At 58.2% G+C, this 22,128-nt stretch carries 20 protein-coding genes, 2 rRNA genes and 1 other RNA gene; 3 read left to right on the forward strand and 20 right to left on the reverse strand.

Annotated features, from left to right (window positions below):
* Window positions 1-4: 4 nt before the first annotated feature.
* The 6 genes from ACQUTG_RS17925 to rsmI all read right to left on the reverse strand — a co-directional run bounded on the left by ACQUTG_RS17925 (window position 5) and on the right by rsmI (window position 5,201).
* Window positions 5-1,744: a peptidoglycan D,D-transpeptidase FtsI family protein gene (locus tag ACQUTG_RS17925; protein WP_428920685.1), complete on the reverse strand. Its 1,740-nt coding sequence runs from the start codon at window positions 1,742-1,744 to the stop codon at window positions 5-7.
* Window positions 1,745-1,785: 41 nt separating this feature from the next.
* The gene (gene ftsL, locus ACQUTG_RS17930; RefSeq protein WP_428920686.1) at window positions 1,786-2,190 is read right to left on the reverse strand and encodes a cell division protein FtsL; all 405 of its coding nucleotides are present in this window, start codon (window positions 2,188-2,190) and stop codon (window positions 1,786-1,788) included.
* 2 nt (window positions 2,191-2,192) lie between these two features.
* Entirely contained in the window at window positions 2,193-3,176 is a 984-nt protein-coding gene (gene rsmH / locus ACQUTG_RS17935; RefSeq protein WP_428920687.1) for a 16S rRNA (cytosine(1402)-N(4))-methyltransferase RsmH, read from the reverse strand.
* Entirely contained in the window at window positions 3,173-3,625 is a 453-nt protein-coding gene (gene mraZ, locus ACQUTG_RS17940; protein ID WP_113860877.1) for a division/cell wall cluster transcriptional repressor MraZ, read from the reverse strand. The genes rsmH and mraZ overlap by 4 nt, the downstream gene beginning before the upstream one ends.
* A gap of 299 nt (window positions 3,626-3,924) precedes the next feature.
* Window positions 3,925-4,274: RNase P RNA component class A (rnpB, locus tag ACQUTG_RS17945), an RNA gene on the reverse strand.
* Window positions 4,275-4,328: 54 nt separating this feature from the next.
* On the reverse strand, window positions 4,329-5,201 hold the full coding sequence (rsmI, locus tag ACQUTG_RS17950; protein WP_428920698.1) for a 16S rRNA (cytidine(1402)-2'-O)-methyltransferase: 873 nt from the start codon (window positions 5,199-5,201) through the stop codon (window positions 4,329-4,331).
* A 157-nt stretch (window positions 5,202-5,358) separates the two neighbouring features.
* Here rsmI and ACQUTG_RS17955 point away from each other — a divergent pair, with 157 nt between their 5' ends.
* Genes ACQUTG_RS17955 through ACQUTG_RS17965 form a run of 3 tightly spaced genes read left to right on the forward strand, consistent with a single transcriptional unit; the run spans window position 5,359 to window position 8,230 of the window.
* Window positions 5,359-7,245: a penicillin-binding protein activator gene (locus tag ACQUTG_RS17955; protein WP_428920688.1), complete on the forward strand. Its 1,887-nt coding sequence runs from the start codon at window positions 5,359-5,361 to the stop codon at window positions 7,243-7,245.
* A gap of 20 nt (window positions 7,246-7,265) precedes the next feature.
* A complete protein-coding gene (locus ACQUTG_RS17960) occupies window positions 7,266-7,631 on the forward strand; it encodes a YraN family protein (RefSeq protein ID WP_428920689.1) in 366 nt (121 codons plus the stop codon).
* Between the two features lie 8 nt (window positions 7,632-7,639).
* On the forward strand, window positions 7,640-8,230 hold the full coding sequence (locus tag ACQUTG_RS17965; protein ID WP_372988317.1) for a D-sedoheptulose-7-phosphate isomerase: 591 nt from the start codon (window positions 7,640-7,642) through the stop codon (window positions 8,228-8,230).
* A gap of 47 nt (window positions 8,231-8,277) precedes the next feature.
* Here the strand turns inward: ACQUTG_RS17965 and ACQUTG_RS17970 are convergent, their stop codons facing one another.
* The 14 genes from ACQUTG_RS17970 to ACQUTG_RS18035 form a co-directional block, all read right to left on the reverse strand.
* Entirely contained in the window at window positions 8,278-8,691 is a 414-nt protein-coding gene (locus tag ACQUTG_RS17970) for a ClpXP protease specificity-enhancing factor (protein WP_092005402.1), read from the reverse strand.
* Window positions 8,692-8,749: 58 nt separating this feature from the next.
* A complete protein-coding gene (locus tag ACQUTG_RS17975; RefSeq protein WP_372988318.1) occupies window positions 8,750-9,379 on the reverse strand; it encodes a glutathione S-transferase N-terminal domain-containing protein in 630 nt (209 codons plus the stop codon).
* A 109-nt stretch (window positions 9,380-9,488) separates the two neighbouring features.
* Entirely contained in the window at window positions 9,489-10,244 is a 756-nt protein-coding gene (locus tag ACQUTG_RS17980; RefSeq protein WP_428920690.1) for a cytochrome c1, read from the reverse strand.
* Entirely contained in the window at window positions 10,244-11,476 is a 1,233-nt protein-coding gene (locus ACQUTG_RS17985; RefSeq protein WP_092005361.1) for a cytochrome b, read from the reverse strand. Before ACQUTG_RS17985 ends, ACQUTG_RS17980 begins: the two co-directional genes overlap by 1 nt.
* On the reverse strand, window positions 11,476-12,069 hold the full coding sequence (gene petA, locus ACQUTG_RS17990; protein ID WP_343814961.1) for a ubiquinol-cytochrome c reductase iron-sulfur subunit: 594 nt from the start codon (window positions 12,067-12,069) through the stop codon (window positions 11,476-11,478). Before petA ends, ACQUTG_RS17985 begins: the two co-directional genes overlap by 1 nt.
* 243 nt (window positions 12,070-12,312) lie before the next feature.
* On the reverse strand, window positions 12,313-12,705 hold the full coding sequence (gene rpsI / locus ACQUTG_RS17995; RefSeq protein ID WP_008937176.1) for a 30S ribosomal protein S9: 393 nt from the start codon (window positions 12,703-12,705) through the stop codon (window positions 12,313-12,315).
* Between the two features lie 12 nt (window positions 12,706-12,717).
* Window positions 12,718-13,146: a 50S ribosomal protein L13 gene (rplM, locus tag ACQUTG_RS18000; RefSeq protein ID WP_008937175.1), complete on the reverse strand. Its 429-nt coding sequence runs from the start codon at window positions 13,144-13,146 to the stop codon at window positions 12,718-12,720.
* Window positions 13,147-13,350: 204 nt separating this feature from the next.
* Window positions 13,351-14,136, reverse strand: coding sequence for a TatD family hydrolase (locus tag ACQUTG_RS18005; RefSeq protein ID WP_428920691.1), 786 nt, complete (start codon window positions 14,134-14,136; stop codon window positions 13,351-13,353).
* A 23-nt stretch (window positions 14,137-14,159) separates the two neighbouring features.
* Complete coding sequence (gene prfC, locus ACQUTG_RS18010; RefSeq protein WP_428920692.1) at window positions 14,160-15,740, reverse strand: peptide chain release factor 3; 1,581 nt, start codon at window positions 15,738-15,740, stop codon at window positions 14,160-14,162.
* Window positions 15,741-15,828: 88 nt separating this feature from the next.
* Entirely contained in the window at window positions 15,829-16,320 is a 492-nt protein-coding gene (gene rimI, locus ACQUTG_RS18015; RefSeq protein WP_428920693.1) for a ribosomal protein S18-alanine N-acetyltransferase, read from the reverse strand.
* A complete protein-coding gene (locus ACQUTG_RS18020; RefSeq protein ID WP_428920694.1) occupies window positions 16,320-17,126 on the reverse strand; it encodes a 2-isopropylmalate synthase in 807 nt (268 codons plus the stop codon). Before ACQUTG_RS18020 ends, rimI begins: the two co-directional genes overlap by 1 nt.
* A gap of 15 nt (window positions 17,127-17,141) precedes the next feature.
* A complete protein-coding gene (locus tag ACQUTG_RS18025; RefSeq protein WP_428920695.1) occupies window positions 17,142-18,692 on the reverse strand; it encodes a 2-isopropylmalate synthase in 1,551 nt (516 codons plus the stop codon).
* 117 nt (window positions 18,693-18,809) lie between these two features.
* Window positions 18,810-18,924: ribosomal RNA gene (gene rrf / locus ACQUTG_RS18030) — 5S ribosomal RNA — on the reverse strand.
* A gap of 80 nt (window positions 18,925-19,004) precedes the next feature.
* A 23S ribosomal RNA gene (locus ACQUTG_RS18035) occupies window positions 19,005-21,895 on the reverse strand.
* Window positions 21,896-22,128: the final 233 nt, after the last annotated feature.

Consider the following 22,128-nt stretch of genomic DNA (forward strand, 5'->3'; position numbering starts at 1 on the left):
AGGACTAACCTCGCTCCCCGGTCGTCTGCGACTCGCCGCGCGAGCCGGTGACTTCCAGTTCAGGCTTCACATTCAGCAGTCGCAGTGCGTCACTCATCACTCGGGCGAACACGGGAGCGGCAACCTCACCGCCGTAGTATTCCCCGGACTGCGGCGCATCAACGGCCACAACGGTAACGATTCTCGGATTATCTATTGGTGCCATACCGGCAAAAATCGCCTTGTACAAGCTGTCTTCATACCCCCGGGCGCCGACGAGATGAACAGTTCCTGTCTTTCCACCAGCGGTGTAAAAGCCGGGCTGGGCGCGGGTACCGGTGCCCTTCTCGACAACCTGCCCCAGCATTTGCCGGACCTCGTGTGCCACACCCTCGGACAGTACCCGCTGCCCCCGGGGCGGCTCGTCCACCTTGAGCAGGCTCAACGGATACCGGATGCCGCCATTGGCCAGGACCATGTAGGCTTGCGCCAGTTGCAGGGCGTTCACGCTCATGCCGTAACCATAGGACAAGGTGGCCTCCTCTACCGGACGCCACTTGGGCGGAGCCGGCAACACCCCGACGGCCTCGCCCGGAAAACCCACGCCGGTGGGCTGCCCCAGTCCCAGGCGGCTATAAAGATCGCGAATCACGTCGCCACCGATTTCCGAGGCGATCTTGCTGATCCCCACGTTACTGGATTTTACAATTATGCCGCTGAGATCCAGGACTCCGTAATTGCGGTGGTCACGGATGGTAAAACGGCCAAATCGGCGAAAGCCGGGGGAAGTATCAACGGTGTCACCCGGCTCATAAAGACCGGACTCCAGGGCTGCCGCCATGGTAATCGGTTTCATGGTCGAGCCAGGCTCGAACAGATCGGTAATGGCTTTGTTGCGCAGGTTTTCCGCCGCCAGCTGGCTCCGGTCATTGGGGTTGTAGGAGCCCTGGTTGACCATTGCCAGAACCTCACCGGTATCCACATCCAGCATGACCAGGGTACCGCCACGTGCCTTGTGGGCGTTAACCACTGCTTTCAGCTCACGATACGCCAGGTACTGGAGACGGAGGTCGATACTCAGCTCGAGCTGCTGTCCAGGCTGGGCATCCCGGATCAGGGTCAGATCCTTGATTACCCTGCCACGGTTATCCTTGAGCACCCGCTTGCGCCCGGACTCCCCGGAGAGCCAGTCGTTGTATGCCAGCTCAATGCCTTCCTGCCCCTGCTCGTCAATGTTGGTAAAGCCGACAACGTGAGCGGTCACTTCCCCTGCCGGGTAGTAACGACGGTATTCCTGCCGGCTGTAGATGCCATTGATGTCCAGCGCCATCGCGTCCCGGGCAAGTGAGGGCTGAACCTTGCGGCGCAGATAGATGAATTCCCGACCGGCGTAATCCCTGAGCCGCTCACGCAGCCGGGCCTCACTGATATCCAGCAGGCGCGCCAGATTGGTCAGCCGGGGCTCGTCCGGGTCGGCTTCCGAGGGGTTAGCCCAGATCGTCTGAACCGGGGTGCTGACCGCCAACGGCTCACCATGACGGTCGCTGATAACGCCACGGTGGGCATCGATGGTCTCGACGCGGATGGTTCTCACGTCCCCCTGCTTACGCAGAAACTCGTTGTCCACCACGTGCAGGTCTACGAGCCTCCACGCCACGGCCGCAACCACCAGCAGGAAGACACCCAGCACGGTGCCGAACCGCCAGGCTTTGAGCCCTGCAGCCACGCGTTGGCCCCATGTTGTGTGTGTTCCCTGACCGGACAATTCGATCACCCTGACGTTTTGTGAGTGTTGTTGTTATCGGCTTACCGGATCGATGCCGGCGACATCAGCGGCACCAGGACAATATCCTCGCGACCCGGAACAACCATCCCCAGGCGTTCCGAGGCGAGAGCTTCCACACGTCCGTGGGCACTGAGCGCGCTCTGCTCGAGCAGCAACTGGCTCCATTCCCTCTGGTACTGGTCACGCTGCGCCTGCAGCTGGGACAGAGTGTTGAATAACTCCCGGTTCTCGTGGGCGCTCACCACCACGCCGATGGACGACGCCACCAGCACAGCCATCAGCCCCAAAGAAACCAGCACCCGCTTCTGGCGGGTAGCATCAAACACCTGCTGTGAAATGCGCACCGCGGTGGCAACGCCATCGCGAACCCTCTGCTTGTTCAGCCCTGTCGTCTTGACCGGTTGTTCTATGGCTACCGCGCCCATGATCACGCGCTCCCCTGCGTTTTATCGTTTCTGTCGATTCGCTCAAGTACCCGCATCACTGCACTGCGGGCCCGGACGTTGTCGCTGATTTCCTCTGCCCCGGCCTTGGCGGCCTTTCCCACCAGCCGGAACGCCGACTGCTCCTGATCGGCGGTAACCGGTATTCCCCGGGGCAGCTTCGGCCCCCGCGCCAGATCACGCATGAACCGCTTCACCAGCCGGTCCTCAAGGGAATGGAAACTGATCACAACCAGCCTGCCACCGGGTGCCAGCCGCTCGGCCGCCGCCTGCAGACAGACCTCCAGATCCTCCAGCTCCCGGTTGATATAGATGCGGATAGCCTGGAAGGTCCGGGTTGCCGGATGCTTGTGTTTTTCCTTTTTCGGTACGGCGTCACTGACCAGCTCCGCCAATTGCCTTGTGGTCTCGATGGGCGCTTCCTGACGACGCGCCACAACGAGACGGGCGATACGGCGGGAAAACCTTTCCTCTCCGTATCGCCAGATTACGTCTGCAATGTCTCTCTCATCGGCACTGGCCAGCCACTCCGCGGCGCTCGGCGACTGATGCGGATTCATGCGCATGTCCAGCGGCCCGTCACGCATGAAACTGAAGCCCCGGGACGGATCATCCAGCTGGGGAGAAGACACCCCCAGATCCAGCAGCAAACCGTCGATTTCCTCCCAGTCACGGCGAGCCATGGCGAGAGCCAGTTCGGCGAAAGAGCCGTGGAACCAGGAGAAGCGCGGGTCTTCGGCTGCCAGGGCCTCGGCGACCCTGATCGCCTCAGGATCCTTGTCGAATCCGAGGACATGCCCTTTCGGGCTCAGGCGCTCCAGGATCAACCGGCTATGACCGCCGCGGCCGAAAGTGCCGTCCACGTATCTGCCATCGGGGTCGCCAACGAGATAATCGACCGCCGAATCCAGAAGCACCGAGCGATGGGCGTAATCCGCTCCGTCCTTCTGGTTGTGATCGGAAGTCATAGTGAAAGCGCCTCCATTTCCGGCGGCATGTCGTCATCGCCTGAAGACTCGTCCAGCCAGGCGAACCAGCGCTCCTCGCTCCAGAGCTCCAGTTTTTTGCCCTGACCGATCAGCATGAGCTTCTTCTCCAGATGGGCGTAGCTTCGAAGTGTGGGTGGAATCAGGATACGACCCGCGGAGTCCAGCTCCATGGGCGCAGCATTACCGAGCAACAGACGCTGCAGCCGTCTGGCGGCCTTGTTCATGTTGGGCAGGGCTTCAATCTTGGGACGCAGGACCTCCCACTCTGGCTCCGGATACACCAGAAGACAGCGCTCTTCGTCAGCATTGGCCGTCACCACGATGCGGCCACCACAGATCTGCGAGAGCTCCTCGCGGACCTTGGAGGGGATCGCCAGGCGACCCTTCGCATCCATGTTGATGGCATGACTGCCCAGAAAATTGCTCATTTACACCGTCTCGGGGTAGCTGAAAACCACAAAAAACCACTAGAAACCACTTTTTCCCACTTCTGCACACTATAGAAACACGCCATACACAATGCAAGCGCCGCAAATGGCGTCGGTCTTGCAAAAGTTCCTTTTATGACAAGAGGTTACGAGCGAAGGTTTGACTGGAGAGGGATATTACGGAAAAGAAACAAAAGGAAATCAAACACCTGCGGATAGTTCTGAAGATGGCAAGTTAGGTTTAAGATTTTTTGGCTATAAAGAATCAGTCTTGAGAATTGCATACTTCACAGAAGGGAAAGGAGAGCTCGCCGATAAGCCGGGTTCTGTCTTGGACAGTCATTCATCTAGGGCCTGTGTCACCACAGGCCTCAAGCAACCTACCCGAATCCAGCGCGGGCCACGCCATTGGATTCCTATTTGGTCTTGCTCCAGGTGGGGTTTACCATCGCCGTGGACTGTTGCCAGCCACGCGGTGCGCTCTTACCGCACCATTTCACCCTTACCGGCGCCCGGAGGCGCTTAGGCGGTATACTTTCTGTTGCACTTTCCGTCGGCTCGCGCCGCCCAGGCGTTACCTGGCACCTTGCCCTGCGGAGCCCGGACTTTCCTCCCCCGGCGGACCGGCGGCGACTGTCTGGCGAGCTCGGGCGTGACAATACTCTGCCCGTTCCGGGCATGCAAGGAAAACCTGTCCGGCCGATCAGCGGTCCTTGAGCTCGAGGGCCCGCTGATACAACTCATTCTTGGAGCCACCGGTCAGCTCGGCAACGATCTTCGCCACCTTCTTTACCGGGAGCTCGGCCAGAAGCAATGCCAGCAGCTTGTCCACATCCAGCCCGGGCTCTTCCCCAGCCCCGCCGGAGGCCTCCGCGCCACGCACAACCACCACGAATTCCCCCTTACTGCCATGGGGGTCCGCCTGCAGCTCTGCCAGCACATCCTCGGCGGTACCGCTGTAGAACGTCTCGAAGGTTTTGGTCAGCTCTCGCCCCAGCACCAGCTCCCGCTCGCCGCCCAACACCGCGACCAGATCTGCCAGGGTGTCCAGAATCCGGTGGGGCGACTCATAAAACACCAGCGTTGCCTGCTCTCGCTTGAGGGCTTCCAGCGCGGATTTTCTACCGGTGCGCCTGGCCGGCAGGAAGCCGGCAAAAAGGAAGCGATCGGTAGGCAAGCCGGCAGCACTCAGGGCGGTCACCAGGGCACACGGCCCCGGAATAGGACTGACCCGGATTCCCAGCGCCCTCGCCTCGCGAACGACAACGTATCCCGGGTCGGAAATGAGCGGCGTGCCGGCGTCGGAGATCAGGGCGAGATCCTTTCCCGCCTGCAACGCCTTCAGCACCTGGGCGACCCGCTCACGCTCGTTATGCTCGTGCAGGGCTATCATCGGCTTGCGAAGACCCAGGTGCTGAAGCAGCCGGCCGCTGTGACGGGTATCCTCGGCAGCGACAACCGCCACCGAGGACAAAACCTTTTCCGCCCGCGGGGACAAATCCTCAAGGTTGCCGATAGGAGTCGCCACGATATACAGGGTGCCCGCCCCATCACCTGCCTGCCCGCTTTCTTTCAAGGCATCCGCCGTTTCTCTAGCCAATCTTTGCACCCTATGCCTGTTTTGGTATCGGAGCATGACAGCGTGGTCATGTGAATTACCCCCGGAGCTGTTAAACTTGCCACCGTTAATGCGGCGTCTCAAGCCCAATCATCCGGAGTGAGTCAAGCTTGTCATGATCAAGAAGTCTATCAACCAGCCTATTCTGGCCAGTGTTCTGTCGGTGTTCCTGGTATTGTCCGGGTGCGCCACCGTAAACCTGGATTCCCATGTTGCCCAGACCCCGAACGAAGCCCTCGAGCTTGCCGCCGGCGAAGACAACCGGGCAACTGCGCAACAGTACCTGCTGCGGATTGCCGGTCGCTTCCAGAGTCAGGGTAACCACGAGGACGCACGCACCATACTCGAAAGCGCTCAACTGGACCAGATGGCCCCGGGCCTGGAAGGCGAAAAGCGCCTGCTGGCAATGTCCAGCGCCACGGCCCTCGAAGACAGCAACTGGGCGCAAACCATCACCGCAGGACTTACTCCCGACGCATTCATTGAGTACGCACCGGATCAGATGGCCGGCGCGGCAGATCTTCAGGCTCGGACCTATGAGCTTGCCGGCGACCGCGTGGGCGCTGCAATGACACTGATGCTGTTGGCGCAGACCGACCCCGAGGCGGATGTACAACAGCTGCACGATCGAATCTGGCAACTGCTCCAGACCTTGTCAGACCAGGAGCTGGCCGATGCGACCGCGAAAGCGATCGGCTACGAGAACCAGGGCTGGCTGGAACTCGCTGCCCTGGTCCGGGAACCGGGCATCAACCTGGACGAGCAAGGACGCATTGTGCGCCGCTGGCAGAACAACTGGCCAGGGCACCCGGCGGCCCAGGTTCCACCGTCAGAGCTGCAGCTGATTGCTACGCTCGCGACCAGCCGGCCGGAGAAGATCGCGCTGGCACTGCCGCTTGAAGGACCTTTTGCAAGTGCAGGAAAAGCCATCCGGGACGGCTTCCTCTCCGCCTATTACATGGATGAATCCGCGGACCGCAGCAAGACCGATATTCGCGTCATCAATACGTCCAATGAGGATTTCGCCGAGCTTTACAACGAGCTTTCCTCCGGCAACTTTGACCTGATCGTCGGCCCCCTTGAGAAAGAAGCGCTCGCAGAACTTGCTGCCATGAACACGCTTCCAGTTCCGGCGCTGGGCCTGAACTACCTCCCCGAGGGCTCCACCCCGCCAGACGGCCTGTACCAGTATGGCCTCTCCGCCGAGGACGAGGCCCGCCAGATTGCAGACCGACTGGTTGATCAAGGACTCGATCATGTCCTGATTCTGATTCCCCAGGGTGAGTGGGGTGATCGGGTGGAACGCGCCCTGCTATCCCGGCTGCAGCAACGCAATGGTATTGCCCTTGATATCGAGCGCTTTTTTCCGGAAGACAACCTGCGCACCGTTACCGCGGATCTACTGGGGATCACGGTTTCCCGCAATCGTGCGATCCAGGTTGAGCGCACCATTGGCATCGACGTGGAATTCGAAGCTCGCCGGCGTCAGGATGCGGATGCCATTGTGATGGTGGCTGAGCCCACTGTCGCCCGACAGTTCAAACCACTGTTCGCCTTCTACTTTGGCGGCGACTTGCCGGTTTACTCGCCTTCGATTGTATACGGCGGCAGCCCCAATCCCTCCCGCGACCGCGACCTCAACGATGTCATTTTCACCGACATTCCCTGGGTGCTCGGAGAGAATAATGAGCTCCGGGCACAAGCCCGGGAACACCTGAAGGGCACCCAGGGCCAGCTGGGCAGACTTTTTGCCATGGGCGCGGACGCCTGGCAGCTGAGCAAACGCCTGCCCCTGCTGCGTCAGCTCGATTCCGCCTCAATTGACGGCCAGACCGGCATACTGACCATGACCCGCCAGGGCAGTATTCACCGAAGCCAGCTCTGGGCCCGGTTCACCAAGGGCTCACCGGAACTTCTGCCTGAACAGCAGCTTTCGGAAGATGAGCAGGCACCGGCCCGAAATCTTGACAGCGAGAATTCGCGTCAACCCGGGACAATCTGAACCAGACGAAGACCCTCGCCATGGACGGCAAACGAGAATTGGGCAACCACTACGAGGGTGTCGCCGCACGGTATCTTCAAAGCCGTGGCGTCACCATTATCGAGAGAAATGTCTACAACCGGGGTGGAGAAATCGACCTGATCGGTCGGGAGGGAGACACCCTGGTATTCTTTGAAGTCCGCTTCCGCGGCGAAGGCAGCCTGACCGATCCGGCTGGCTCAATCACCTACGGCAAACAGCGCAAGCTGCTCAGGGCGGTCTCCTTTTATCTGCATCGACATGGCCTGTGGAACGCCTGCAGCAGGATTGATGTAATAGGCATTGTGCCGGGGACAACCAGCAAATACCGGGTACAATGGATCAGGAACGCCATCCAGGCAGAGTAAGAAACCCAATGGACACAACCGAACAGCAAATCAGCCAGTGGTTCGCCACACACATGGAGCACACCGCCCAGGCCGCAACCACCGTAGCGCCGCAGATCGAGCCCGCCGCTGACGCCTTTGTCAGCACCCTGTTGCAGGACGGCAAGCTGATCACCTGCGCCAACGGCAACGCCAATATTCTGGCCCAGTATTTCTGCACAGCGTTGCTGAACCGCCTGGATCATGACCGGCCGGCGCTGCCCGCGATCAACCTCGGAGCTGACGCAACCACCTACTCTGCCATTTGCCGGGACAACCGGTTCAACGACACGTTTTCACGACAGGTCCGCGCTATCGGAAAGCCGGGAGATCTTCTGTTCGTGGTGGTAGATGACGGCCACAAGGCCAACCTGATCCAGGCCATACAGGCTGCCCACGACCGCGAAATGCAGGTGGTGGTCCTCAGTGCGCGGGAAAAGTCCGATATCACATCCCTGCTACACCCGGAAGATCATGAGATCGCCCTCAACAATCTCGATCCGGCAGACGCGACACCGCTGCTCCTGCTGATCATCAATACGCTGTGCCGACTGGTGGACGCCAAGCTGTTCGGCGGATAAAAAAAGCCGGCTTGCGCCGGCTTTTCGGATAGAAGGGATTGGCAGATCTACTTCACCACTTTCAGGGTTGGTCTGCCCGAAGGTCGGTCATCCGGGCCACCTTGTGAACGCCCGTCATCCTTGTCACCAGGACCGTCCGGATCCGGAGTCCCCGGCTCACTGCCGAACACCATACCCTCGCCATTTTCCTTGGCGTAGATGGCCATCACCGCCTGAAGCGGAATAAAGACCTGCATCGGAACGCCGCCGAAACGGGCACTGAACTCCAGTGCGCCGTTGCCAATCACCAGACCCCGAACCGCGCCGGGGCTGATATTAAGTACAATCTGACCATTGGCGACATGCTCGGTGGGCACCTGGACTCCCTGAACACCCGCGTCCACGACTATGTAGGGTGTACAGTCATTATCCAGAATCCATTCGTTAAAGGCCCGCACCAGGTACGGCCGACTGGATGTCATGGCGATCTTGTTGTCAGGCACTACCAACTCCTGCCCCGCTAACCGGGTTTGCCAAAAATCAGCTGCGAATATCTTCTTCCAGGTCGGAAAGACTTGCCTTGAAGCCTTCACGAGCAAAGATGCTGTCCATGTATTTCTGGATCGGTTTCGCCTGCTTTTCATTCAGCTCGATTCCCAACGCCGGCAGGCGCCAGAGGATCGGAGCAATACAGCAATCGACGATCGTGAACTCCTCGGAGAGGAAGAACGGCATCTCGCCGAACAGCGGCGCCGTTGCCAGAAGACTCTCGCGCAGCTCCTTGCGGGCAGCCTCGGAGGCCTTGGCATTGGGCTGGGCCAGAATCTGGTCAACCAGGCCACACCAGTCCTTCTGAATCCGGTGAATCATCAGCCGGCTGTTGGCGCGGGCCACCGGATAGACCGGAAGCAGCGGCGGATGGGGGAAACGCTCGTCCAGGTATTCCATCATGATGTTGGGCTCATAGAGCACCAGGTCCCGATCCACCAGCGTCGGCAAGGCGTTGTAGGGATTCAGGTCGGCCAGTTCCGCCGGCGGATTGTCCGGGTCCACATCCACTATATCAACGGTAACACCTTTCTCTGCCAGGACAATACGCACCCGGTGACTGTAATGACTGGCCGGATCAGAGAAAAACGTCATTGATGACCGCTTGGTCACAACGCCCATAGAACTACCTCACGAGTAAACAAACCGAAATAACCCTGAAAAAACGCAAAAATCCAGCGGGCCCAGAAGAGCCCGCTGGAATTCAGGAAACGGGATTATACCCTATTTCTCAGTGTACGTCCTTCCAGTACTCACGATTGAGCAGGTACGCGAAGACGAAGAAGATCGCCACGAAGATCAGTACGAAGATACCCAGACGCTCACGCTCAACCCGGACCGGATCTGCCATATAGGACATGAAGTTGGTCAGGTCGTACATGGCCTTGCTGAACTCCGCCTCGGTCATGGAACCTTCGCTTGCGTACTGCGGACAAAGATCACCGTTGTTGATGTTACCGCTGAGCGGCTCAACAGAGGCTTCAACGCCCACATTCGGGTGAACCGCACACAGCCCCTGCAGCTCAACCATCACGTGCGGCATACCCACGTTCGGGAAGACCACATTGTTGACACCCAGCGGGCGGCTTTCGTCCTTGTAGAAGCCACGCAGGTAAGAATACACCCAGGACTCTCCACGCAGACGGGTTTCCAGAGTCAGGTCGGGGGGCGGTGCACCGAACCAGCCCGCCGCCATATCCTTGCTCATGGAGTTCTTCATCAGCTCGCCAATCTTGGCGCCTGTGAATATCAGGTTCTCCTCGTACAGCTCCGCAGGAATACCAAGGTCATCCGCCACGCGCTTGTATCGGGCGTATTCCATGGAGTGGCAGCCCATGCAGTAGTTGGTGAACAGCGCCACCCCCCGCTGCAGGGATTCCTTGTTGGTGTGATCCGTCTCGATATGGTCGAGCGGAACCGCGCCACCGGCTGCCAGCCCGAGAGCTGGCAGGACTGCGAAAACGAGACCAAAAATCAGCTTTCTCATTATCCTGTCACCCTCTCTGGTACTGGCTTGGTTTTCTCCATGCGCGTATAGAACGGCATCAGAATGAAATACAGGAAGTACAGCACCGTCAGGATCTGCGCGACCATGGTGCGACCTTCTGTTGCCGGAACCAGGCCGAGGTAGCCCAGGATCACGAAGCTGATGGCAAAGATCACCAGAGCAATCTTGCTCAACCAGCCCTTGTAGCGAATGGAGCGAACCGGACTACGATCAAGCCAGGGCAGCACGAACAGGATAGCGATAGCACCACCCATGACAACGACGCCCCAGAACTTCGCCGGCAAACCGAACAGGTCGACGGTCACCGCACGCAGCATCGCGTAGAACGGCGTGAAGTACCAGACCGGCGCAATATGCGCAGGCGTCTTCAGGGCGTTCGCCGGCTCGAAGTTCGGCTTCTCGAGGAACAGGCCGCCCATTTCCGGGAAGAAGAACACCACAATGAAGAAGATGAAGAAGAACACAGCCACGCCCAGCAGGTCGTGCACGGTGTAATACGGATGGAACGGGATGCCGTCTTTCGGGATGCCGTTCTCGTCCTTGTTCTTCTTGATATCAATACCGTCGGGGTTGTTGGAACCAACCTCGTGCAACGCCAGGATGTGCAGTACCACCAGACCCAGCAGAACGATCGGCAGTGCAACCACGTGCAGGGCGAAGAACCGGTTCAGGGTAATACCGGAGATCAGGTAGTCACCACGGATCCACAGGGAGAGGTCTTCACCGATCACCGGAATGGCACCGAACAAGTTAACGATAACCTGGGCGCCCCAGTAGGACATCTGGCCCCACGGCAGCAGGTAGCCCATGAAAGCTTCGGCCATCAGCACCAGATAGATCAGCATTCCGAAGATCCAGATCAGCTCGCGGGGCTTCTGGTAGGAGCCATACATCAGGCCACGGAACATGTGGAGATAGACCACAACGAAGAAAGCGGAGGCACCCGTAGAGTGCAGGTAACGGAGCAGCCAGCCCCACTCCACATCCCGCATGATGTACTCGACGGAAGCGAAGGCGCCCTCAGCGGAGGGGTTGTAACTCATGGTCAGCCAGATACCGGTCACCAGCTGGTTGACCAGTACAAGCATGGCCAGGGAGCCGAAGAAGTACCACACGTTGAAGTTTTTCGGCGCGTAATACTTGGCCAGGTGTTTGTTCCAGGCATCAACGATCGGGAGACGGTCGTCTACCCACTGAATCAGTTTCTGCATTACGCTGCCTCCGGATCAAGACCAATCGTGAGGGTCACATCGTCATCGAAACGATACGGCGGCACCTCCAGGTTCAGGGGAGCAGGCTGCGCTTCATAAACCCGGCCAGCCAGGTCGTAGCGGGAGCCGTGACACGGACAGAAGAGACCACCGAGCCAGTTTTCGCCAAGATCCGCCGGCGCCACTTCAGGACGATAGGACGGCACGCAACCCAGGTGGGTGCAAAGACCGACATACACACCAAACTCTGGCTTGAGGGCACGAAGCGCCCCATCAATGTATGGAGGCTGCTGAGGCGCTTCCGACTGTGGATCTTTCACTACATCGTTGAGCTTCTCGATGTTTTCCAGCATTTCCGGAGTGCGGCGGATGACCCAGACAGGCTTACCGCGCCACTCAACGGTGATTTGCTGGCCAGGTTCAATCTTGCTGATATTGACGGTTACCGGTGCACCTGCTGCTTCCGCCTTGGCACTGGGATTCCAGGATGCCACGAAAGGAACTGCTGCACCGACGACGCCGACTCCACCCACCACGGACGTAGCGCCGATCAGGAACCGGCGCCGGCCTTGGCTCACGTCGCCATTACTCATTATGGTTTTCTCCCATCAGGCGATGTCACAGCCCGCCCAAAAGCCGGCAATGTGCATCTTAAAGGACTTCACAACCCAAAAATATAAGCGCCCAAATGGTAATGAAATTGCCATGGGCTTACAAGTCGGAAAGGCGCTGCGCGCGGCGCTTCCCTGTTCCAGATCAATTTGATAGCAAATCGCCCGGACACAAAAAAACCCGGCCAGAACGGACCGGGTTTTTTCGCATTCTGCAAAGCAGAATTAACGCTTGGAGTACTGCGGACGCTTACGCGCCTTGCGCAGACCAACCTTCTTACGCTCGACTTCACGCGCGTCACGGGTAACATAACCCGCTTTGCGCAGTGCCGGGCGCAGAGTCTCGTCGTAATCCATCAGGGCACGGGTCAGACCATGGCGAATAGCGCCAGCCTGGCCACTGGTACCACCACCCTTGACGGTGATGTTGATGTCGAAACGATCGGTAGACTCGGCAACCACCAGCGGCTGACGAACGATCATGCGCAGAGTCTCACGACCGAAGAACTGCTCGATGGTGCGACCGTTGATAGTGATGTTACCGCTACCCGGCTTGATAAAGACGCGAGCCGTGGAGTTCTTGCGGCGACCAGTACCGTAATTTTGTGCTACAGACATATCCGCCTTCCGTTAAATGTCGAGTTCTTTGGGCTGCTGGGCTGCATGGGGATGCTCAGCGCCGGCGTAGACTTTCAGCTTCTTGAACATGGCGCGGCCGAGCGGGCCTTTCGGAAGCATGCCTTTGACAGACTTCTGGATGATTTGCTCGGGAGCCTTGTCTACCAGCTTCTCGAAATTGATGGACTTGATTCCACCCGGAAAGCCGGTGTGGCTGTAGTACATCTTTGCAGATGCCTTTTTGCCGGTAACCTGCACCTGGCTGGCATTAATTACAACGATGTAGTCGCCAGTGTCCACGTGAGGGGTATACTCAGGCTTATGCTTGCCCCGCAGACGACGGGCGATTTCGGTTGACAGACGACCCAGCGTCTTGCCGGCTGCGTCTACAACGTACCAGTCACGTTTTACTGTTTCTGGTTTCGCACTCAGAGTCTTCATTGATTCCGCCTTGAACGCTATAAAAGAAACGTTAAAAACCACCACCGGTAAATGCAAGGCATCCGGAGGAGGTTCATACCTGTAATGTTGGCAGTGACACTATTCGGGGCTGAGATAGTGACATCGCCTTGAAAAGCCAGGGCGCGAAGTATACTCGAACCCACAGGGAAAACCAACCCCGAGCGGCCCTGTTTCGCCATTCCCTTATTCTGGCAGATCGCCGCCGGTCCAGCCATAGAGCGAACAGACATTGGCGAGCAGTTCCGGCGCAATGTCCGACGCTCCCCCCCCCCGGAGAGTCGCCAGAATTTCAAGTATCCGCGGCAGGTACACCGGGGAATTCTGCCCGGGCTCCACACCCGCCGGCGCCATATCCGGTGCGTCCGTTTCCAGCACCAGGCAATCCAGCGGCAGCCGCGAGACCGTGTCCCGGGTCTTGCGGGCGCGATCATGGGTGATCACTCCGCCAACCCCGATGTAACAACCCAGATCCACCAGCTTGGCCGCCTGCTGGTAACTGCCCGAAAAGCCATGGATCAGCGCCCGCCCCGACCAGTTGGCCCGGCGGAGCGTAGCATGAACTTCATCGTGGGTCTTTACCGAGTGGATAATCAGCGGCAGATCCAGCCTCGCGGCGAGTGCCACCTGGTGTTCGAACCAGGGCTGCTGCCCATCCAGCGCCCCGTGCAGGCGATCCAGACCGCATTCGCCAAGACCAACACAACGCTCAGGCCGCGCCGACAACTGATCCTCCAGTGCCTGAAGATCCTCTTCCCTGTGCTCCTTTACAAACCAGGGATGAATTCCGAGACAGTACCACAGTCCCCGGTGTGTGCCGGCGACCTCCCGGACCCTTGGCCAGTCCGGTCTGCGAACCCCCGGGATGACGACACCCAGAACGCCGAGTGCCCGGCCCTGGTCCAGCACCTGCGCTCGCTGGCCGTCGAACCGGGAAAAATCAAAGTGGCAATGGGCGTCGATCATTCTCATGCTTACCTCCGCCCGGCGCCAGTTCAGTGTTCCCGGGTCTTCTGGAAGCGGATATCCGGGTAACGCTCCTGGGCCAGGTTCAGGTTGACCATAGTCGGCGCGATATAGGCAAGCCGGTCACTGCCATCGAGGGCAAGGTAATCGTTGTTCTTGCGCTCGAACTCATCCAGCTTACGCTCATCATCACAACTCACCCACCGGGCCGTGGCCACGTTGATGGGCTCGTAGACCGCGTCCACCTTGTACTCACTCTTCAGGCGCGCGACCACGACATCGAACTGGAGCACACCAACCGCGCCCACGATCAGATCATTGTTCTTCAGCGGCCGGAATACCTGTACCGCGCCCTCTTCCGACAACTGGATCAGACCTTTCTGCAACTGTTTGGCCTTGAGCGGATCCTTGAGTCGAATCCGACGGAACAGTTCCGGGGCGAAGTTCGGGATGCCGGTAAACTTCATGTCCTCGCCGGCGGTAAAGGTATCGCCAAGCTGAATGGTGCCATGGTTATGCAGACCGATGATATCCCCGGCAAAGGCCTCGTCGGCATGCTCACGGTCACCGGCCATAAAGGTCAAGGCATCGGAAAAACGCACTTCCTTGCCAATGCGGACATGACGGGCCTTCATTCCCTGGGCGTACTTCCCGGACACAATGCGCAGGAAGGCGATCCGGTCACGGTGCTGGGGATCCATGTTGGCCTGAATCTTGAACACGAAGCCGGAAAAGCCTTCCTCGCTGGGCTCGACCAGGCGCTGGTCCGTTTCCCGCGGCTGGGGCTCCGGCGCCCACTCCACCAGACCGTCGAGCATATGATCGACGCCGAAGTTGCCCAGGGCTGTACCGAAGAATACCGGGGTCAGCTCTCCGGCCAGGAAGGCCTCCTGATCGAATTCGTGCGAGGCGCCCTTTACGAGCTCGATCTCGTCCCGGAGATCCGACGCATAGGCACCGATCGCTCCATCGAGATCCGGGTTATCCAGCCCCTTGATGATGCGCTTCTCCTGGATAGTGTGGCCCTGTCCCGACTGATACAAGACCACCTCATCGCGCAACAGGTGATAGACCCCCTTGAAGTTCTTGCCCATGCCGATCGGCCAGGTCACCGGCGCGCAAGCAATCTTGAGAACCTCCTCCACTTCGTCCATCAGCTCCACCGGATCCCGGGTATCGCGATCGAGCTTGTTCATGAAGGTCAGGATCGGGGTATCCCGTAACCGGGTGACCTCCATGAGCTTGATGGTCCGCTCCTCGACACCCTTGGCGCTGTCGATCACCATCAGGCAGGAGTCCACGGCGGTCAGGGTGCGGTAGGTATCCTCCGAGAAATCCTCGTGGCCCGGTGTATCCAGAAGGTTGACCAGCTTGCCACCATACGGGAACTGCATGACGGAAGTGGTTACCGAGATGCCCCGCTCTTTCTCCATTTCCATCCAGTCGGACTTGGCGTGCTGACCGGATTTCTTGCCCTTTACCGTACCGGCTTTCTGGAGCGCCTGCCCGAACAGCAACACCTTCTCGGTGATGGTGGTCTTACCGGCGTCCGGGTGGGAAATAATCGCGAAAGTACGGCGCTTGGCCACTTCCTGGGAAAGATTCGACATAGTGTAATAAGAGCTCGGAATCGGAGGATTGTGAAAACCCGGTATTATAAGGGGTAAGCACCCACCCCGTGAACAGCACCGGTGGTGATCACTTATCCAACGGCAAGGTCATGACCCTGGCGTCTTCCCGGCCATTGGCGGCAGGATAGTAGCCCGGACGGCAGCCAATCTCACCGAAACCCGCACTTTTGTAGAGCTGTTCAGCGGTTCGATTACTCACCCGAACCTCAAGCAGAACCTGCACCATGCCATCTTCCCTGGCCTTGTCCACCAGGTATTGGAGCAGATAGCGACCGGCACCAAAACCACGGCTGTCCGGGTGGATGCACAGGTTCAGCAGATGAGCCTCATCCACCAGGTACGCAACTACTGCATAACCGATAAGCCCCCCCTCTTTGCAGAGCGCCCACAGACGATAGTTGTCCTTGAAGCAATCCAGGAACACCCCTTCGCTCCATGGGTGGGAATAGCCCTGGCGCTCGATTTCCAGCACCTGGACTAGATCCGAGCGGGACAGGGAGCGGGTCTCAAGAAAAATCCCGTCCGGCCCCGGAAATGCGTGTCCGTTACTTATTGGCATCAGGCAAACGGCTTGAGAAGCTGCCACAGATTTTTCTTCAACTCGGGATTGCCAGCAAGTTCCGCCAGGGTATGGGGGAATACCAGTTCCGGTTCCCGCCCCAGCGCCCGGGCAAACCAATGGTCCCCCGTTGCTTCCGCGCCGGAACCGGGTACACCCAGAAGGATCACCCGCTGACCATCCAGAGCTTCAAGCACGCCTTTGAGAACATCGACGAGATCGGGCAACTGATTCCCCGGAAGCAGCGGATTATTGAATACCGGCCACGAAATTGGCCCCAGCACTTGGGGGTCTCGATCGCCAATACTTTTCAGGATATTTGCCGCCAGGGTCTCCTGCAACCGCAGACTTGCCTCTTCGGACAGATCTGACACCAGTACGAAACGGCGGCCGACCCACAAGCGGAGATTCAATCTTTGCCGGAACGGGGCCGTTTCGAATTCACTGGTGGACTGGTTGGAGTCATTCGCTGCGCCGGCCTCCTGCTCGGACTTCGCCTCAGGCCCGTTGGATGGCGATACCGCTGTAGTACCTGAAGACTCCGGGGCGGACGTCTCCATTAGCGACTGAAGGTTTACAGCCCGGGAAGGCTTCTCGCTCTTCCCGGCAGGTTTGTTCGCTACCGCAGATCTAACCCCGGCAGCCGGCTCCCGAGCAGCGCGAAGCTCCTCGGTGGCTGCAGATACCTCCTCCGGGAATTCAAATTCCGGGCTAGGGGCAGCACCGGGTAGCGGTGAGCGAGCGTACCAGAGCCGCACACCGGCAACTCCCAGGTAGAACTGACGTTCTGCTTCGGTTCGGATCATCAGGCTGCCTGCGGGTTATACGTCCGCCACTTGCGGATGCTGACGGATACCGCCCCGACTGATAAGGTTCAGGGCCTCAATGTAGGCCTTGGCCGAGGCAATAATGATATCGGTATCAGCGCCGACACCGTTGACGATCCGGCCGCCCCGCTCGAGGCGGACAGTAACCTCGCCCTGGGCATCCGTACCGCTGGTGATGGCGTTAACCGAATACAACTGCAGGTTACAGCCGGAATCCACCAGGGACTCGATCGCCTTGAAGGTGGCATCGACCGGACCACTGCCCTCAGCTTCCACCTTGTGCTCCTTGCCTTCCACCGTGAGGGTCAGGCTGGCCGTCGGCACGACGCCAGTCTCAGAACAGACTTGCATGCAAACCAGTCCATAGGGACCTTCCTCTTCCTTCTGACGGGTATCGCTGGCAATCGCCTGCAGATCCTCATCGAAAATCTCATGCTTGAGGTCGGCCAGAGCCTTGAAGCGGGTAAAGGCTTCATTCAGTTCAGTCTCAGTCTCAAACTGGATACCCAACTCCAGAAGTCGGGTACGGAAAGCGTTGCGACCGGAGTGCTTGCCCAGCACCAGGCTGTTGGTGTGCCAGCCTACATCCTGGGCACGCATAATTTCGTAGGTCTCCCGGTGCTTGAGCACCCCGTCCTGGTGGATTCCGGACTCATGGGCGAAGGCATTCGCGCCCACGATCGCCTTGTTTGGCTGAACCGGGAAACCGGTGATCGTGGAAACCAGCCGTGAGGCGGGAACGATGTGCTGTGTATCAATCCGGGTGTCGATATTGAAGAGGTCCTGACGGGTACGAACCGCCATCACGATTTCTTCCAGGGCGGCATTGCCTGCACGCTCACCAAGACCGTTGATGGTGCATTCCACCTGGCGCGCGCCGCGGGTGACTGCGGCCAGGGAGTTGGCCACCGCCAGGCCCAGATCATTATGGCAGTGCACCGAGAAAATAGCCTTGTCGGCGTTCGGCACCCGACTCATGATCTGATGGATGGTTTCACCGAACTGCTCTGGAATTGCGTAACCGACGGTGTCGGGGATATTGATCGTGCGGGCACCGGCATCAATGGCGGCCTCAATGATGCGACAAAGGAAATCCAGTTCGGAGCGGCCGGCATCCTCACAGGAAAACTCAACGTCGTCCACGTGACTGCGGGCACGCTTGACCGCACGTACCGCCTGCTCAACAACTTCGTTTGGTTCCATCTGAAGCTTGTGCTTCATATGGATCGGAGAGGTGGCAATGAAGGTGTGGATGCGCCCACGCTCTGCTGGCCGGATGGCTTCGGCAGCACGATCGATATCGCTGTCCAGCGCTCTCGCCAGACTGCATACCGTCGATTCCTTGATGGTTTCTGCAATCGTTTTGACGGCATCAAAGTCGCCCTGACTCGCAATTGCGAAGCCCGCTTCGATCACGTCAACACGCAGTTTCTCCAGGGCCTTGGCAATGCGGAGCTTTTCCGCCTTGTTCATGGTCGCGCCCGGGCTTTGTTCGCCGTCACGAAGGGTGGTATCAAAAATGACCAGGTGATCTGTTGCGGCCATTGGAAGGGCTCCCGTCAGAAACTTTGATGTGGTTTTGGGACGGAGTATATCACTTCTCCCGAACCGGAAATAAAAAACCCCCAGCGGCAAAGCCGCTGGGGGTTTCAGGTATTAGGAGCCTGACGATGACCTACTCTCGCATGGGCCATGCCACACTACCATCGGCGCTGGTCTGTTTCACTTCTGAGTTCGGGATGGGATCAGGTGGTTCCAGACCGCTATGGTCGTCAGGCAAAACGGTTGATCACTGGGGGACGGGATAGAGTTAAGTGATGTTGATTTCGCGTTATCCGCAATTGTCTTGGGTGTTATATAGTCAAGCCGCACGAGCAATTAGTATCGGTTAGCTCAACGCCTCGCAGCGCTTACACACCCGACCTATCAACGTCCTGGTCTTGAACGGCTCTTCAGGGACCTCGAGGGTCCAGGGAGATCTCATCTTGGAAGGGGCTTCCCGCTTAGATGCTTTCAGCGGTTATCCTGTCCGAACATAGCTACCGGGCAGTGCGTCTGGCGACACAACCCGAACACCAGAGGTTCGTCCACTCCGGTCCTCTCGTACTAGGAGCAGCTTTCCTCAAATCTCCAACGTCCACGGCAGATAGGGACCGAACTGTCTCACGACGTTCTAAACCCAGCTCGCGTACCACTTTAAATGGCGAACAGCCATACCCTTGGGACCGGCTTCAGCCCCAGGATGTGATGAGCCGACATCGAGGTGCCAAACACCGCCGTCGATGTGAACTCTTGGGCGGTATCAGCCTGTTATCCCCGGAGTACCTTTTATCCGTTGAGCGATGGCCCTTCCATACAGAACCACCGGATCACTATGACCTGCTTTCGCACCTGCTCGACGTGTCTGTCTCGCAGTTAAGCGGGCTTGTGCCATTACACTAACCGCATGATGTCCGACCATGCTTAGCCCACCTTTGTGCTCCTCCGTTACGCTTTGGGAGGAGACCGCCCCAGTCAAACTACCCACCACACAGTGTCCTCATCCCCGATCAGGGGACCAAGTTAGAACCTCAAACATGCCAGGCTGGTATTTCAAGGTTGGCTCCACCGGAACTGGCGTCCCGGGTTCAAAGCCTCCCAGCTATCCTACACAAGCATGCTCAAAGTTCACTGTGAAGCTATAGTAAAGGTTCACGGGGTCTTTCCGTCTAGCCGCGGATACACCGCATCTTCACGGCGATTTCAATTTCACTGAGTCTCGGGTAGAGACAGCGCCCCCATCGTTACGCCATTCGTGCAGGTCGGAACTTACCCGACAAGGAATTTCGCTACCTTAGGACCGTTATAGTTACGGCCGCCGTTTACCGGGGCTTCGATCAAGAGCTTCGGACGAATCCTAACCCCATCAATTAACCTTCCGGCACCGGGCAGGCGTCATACCCTATACTTCCACTTTCGTGTTTGCAGAGTACTGTGTTTTTAATAAACAGTCGCAGGGGCCTGGTATCTTCGACTGGTCTCGGCTCCACCCGCAGGGGCTTCACCTACTACCAGCGTGCCTTCTCCCGAAGTTACGGCACCATTTTGCCTAGTTCCTTTACCCGAGTTCTCTCAAGCGCCTTGGTATTCTCTACCTGACCACCTGTGTCGGTTTGGGGTACGGTCTCGAATAGCCTGAAGCTTAGAAGATTTTCCTGGAAGCAGGGCATCAATGACTTCCCGCCCGTGGGCAGTCGTCGTCGCGTCTCAGGATTGTGGACCCGGATTTGCCTAAGTCCACTCCCTACTCGCTTAAACCGGGACAACCGTCGCCCGGCTCACCTAGCCTTCTCCGTCTCTCCATCGCAGCTATCCAAGGTACGGGAATATTAACCCGTTTCCCATCGACTACACCTTTCGGTCTCGCCTTAGGGGCCGACTCACCCTGCGCCGATTAGCGTTGCGCAGGAACCCTTGGTCTTCCGGCGTGCGGGTTTTTCACCCGCATTGTCGTTACTCATGTCAGCATTCGCACTTCTGATACCTCCAGCATGCCTCTCGACACACCTTCGCAGGCTTACAGAACGCTCCCCTACCCCGTACACTTACGTGTACAGCCGCAGCTTCGGTGACCAGTTTGAGCCCCGTTACATCTTCCGCGCAGGCCGACTCGACTAGTGAGCTATTACGCTTTCTTTAAAGGATGGCTGCTTCTAAGCCAACCTCCTAGCTGTCTGAGCCTTCCCACATCGTTTCCCACTTAACTGGTACTTGGGGACCTTAGCTGGCGGTCTGGGTTGTTTCCCTCTTCACGACGGACGTTAGCACCCGCCGTGTGTCTCCCGGATAGTACTCACTGGTATTCGGAGTTTGCCTGGGGTTGGTAAGCCGAGATGGCCCCCTAGCCCAAACAGTGCTCTACCCCCAGTGGTATTCGTCCGAGGCGCTACCTAAATAGCTTTCGGGGAGAACCAGCTATCTCCGGGCTTGATTAGCCTTTCACTCCGATCCACAAGTCATCCCCTGGCTTTTCAACGACAGTGGGTTCGGTCCTCCAGTTGATGTTACTCAACCTTCAACCTGCTCATGGATAGATCGCCCGGTTTCGGGTCTATGCCCAGCGACTGAATCGCCCTATTCAGACTCGGTTTCCCTACGGCTCCCCTAAACGGTTAACCTCGCCACTGAACATAAGTCGCTGACCCATTATACAAAAGGTACGCCGTCACACCCGAAGGTGCTCCGACTGCTTGTACGCATACGGTTTCAGGGTCTATTTCACTCCCCTCACAGGGGTTCTTTTCGCCTTTCCCTCACGGTACTGGTTCACTATCGGTCAGTCAGGAGTATTTAGCCTTGGAGGATGGTCCCCCCATGTTCAGACAGGATATCACGTGTCCCGTCCTACTCGATTTCACTGAACTCAGGTTTCGGATACGGGGCTATCACCCACTATGGCGGCACTTTCCAGAGCCTTCTCCTACCAGTCGTCCAGCTTAAGGGCTGGTCCCCGTTCGCTCGCCGCTACTGAGGGAATCTCGGTTGATTTCTTTTCCTCGGGGTACTTAGATGTTTCAGTTCCCCCGGTTCGCCCCGTACAGCTATGGATTCACTGTACGGTACCGACCCGAAAGTCGGTGGGTTTCCCCATTCAGAGATGTCCGGATCACAGCTCGTTTGCCAGCTCCCCGAACCTTATCGCAGGCTTCCACGTCTTTCATCGCCTCTGACTGCCAAGGCATCCACCGTATGCGCTTAGTTGCTTGACTATATAACCCCAAGACAACTGACCACGAATCCGCACCCGCCAGGCAAGCCTGATTGACGCTTATTCGAGACAGCCGACTGAAGCCATACAACAACCACTTCAACGACAACACCGGATAACGCTTGAAATCGCTATCACTTTGAACATCTTCTCTCGGAGATAAAGAGAGAAGAATATTCGTGTTCTATCTCGTCCAATTTGTTAAAGAGCAAATCTGACCCAGTGATCAGAAAG

It is taken from the genome of Marinobacter sp. DUT-1 (assembly GCF_050379415.1).
In the GTDB taxonomy this organism is placed as follows: domain Bacteria; phylum Pseudomonadota; class Gammaproteobacteria; order Pseudomonadales; family Oleiphilaceae; genus Marinobacter.